General features: G+C 40.9%; 1 protein-coding gene and 1 pseudogene. One reads left to right on the top strand and one right to left on the bottom strand.

Features of this window, described 5'->3' with window-relative positions:
• Window positions 1–683: pseudogene (locus ACRCJ0_RS14410) on the bottom strand (6-phospho-beta-glucosidase); the annotation flags it as partial.
• A 171-nt stretch (window positions 684–854) separates the two neighbouring features.
• Between ACRCJ0_RS14410 and ACRCJ0_RS14405 the strand changes: the two are divergent.
• Window positions 855–1,244 (top strand): MurR/RpiR family transcriptional regulator (locus ACRCJ0_RS14405; RefSeq protein WP_431390900.1); only part of this gene is annotated, 390 nt, incomplete at its 3' end.

The raw sequence follows: 1,244 nt of genomic DNA, 5'->3' as shown, positions 1-1,244 counted from the left end.
GATTTTTTGTATAGTAAATCAATGACTTTAGCTGTTAATTCCTTGCCTTGACGGTCCCAAACTTTATGCCAGTGGAAGTGGTTAATACCAGCAAATTGGTAGAACAAGTCTTCCTGGTCAACATCCAACTGCCCGGCAATATCCATACAGTGGGTAATCGGCACATTACATAAACCAATTGTCCGCTTCCAACCGAATTGTTTAATCGCTGCTTCAGTGACCATCCCCGCTGGATTGGTAAAGTTAATCAACCAAGCATCCGGACATTGTACTTTCATATCTTCAATAATTTGGCCAATAATTGGGATTGTTCTAAAGGCCTTCAATATCCCACCAGCACCATTTGTTTCTTGTCCTAGGATGCCATGAGATAAAGGAATTCGCTCATCTTTCACACGAGCATCCAGTAAACCTACACGGAATTGTGTCGTTACAAAGTCCGCATCTTTCAAAGCATTAAACCGGTCTAAGGTTAAAGTAACCTTCCAATCTAGACCAGCCGCTTTCACCATTCGCTTAGCCATTTCACCAACAATATTTAATTTTTCTTGCCCTGCCTCAATATCCACTAAGACAATCTCTTCAATTGGCATTTCATCTTTACGTTTAATATACCCTTCAATCAATTCTGGTGTATACGAAGAACCGCCACCAATTGTGACAATTTTTAAACCTTTAGCCATCCTGTGTAACCTCCTATATTTTGATCACCTTCATCATATTCGATATTGTAACCCTTTACAATATGGATAAATCAAATAGTAAGGCTAAACACAAAGTAAGCCCAACTAATCTGAAATCTTGTGTCACTCTTACACAAAATATGCTATTATTTGTAAAAAGGGGGTACCGCCATGTTGCTGATTGAACAAATGAAAACCACTCACTTTTCCCATGCTGAACAATCCTTAGTACAATACATGATTGAACATCCGGAAAAACTCGACCAATTAACGACTACACATTTCGCAGAAATCACCCATACCAATCCCACCAGTCTCATCCGGGTAGCCAAGAAACTGGGGTACAAAGGGTGGACGGATTTACGCACCGCCTACCTAGACGAATGGTTGTATTTAAACAGCCACTACAATACCATTGACGCCAACCGTCCTTTTGCCAAAAACGATTCCCTAGCCACTATCGCCAACAAGATGGCCAGTCTAGACCAAAACACCATCCAAGATACCTTATCTTTACTGGACTACCAGGAGATCCAAAAGGCCCAAGACATCCTGTTGAAG

This window comes from Aerococcus sp. L_32 (assembly GCF_050689315.1).
The sequence above is the reverse complement of the archived record's forward strand: the minus strand, read 5'-3'. Positions and strand labels throughout refer to the sequence as shown.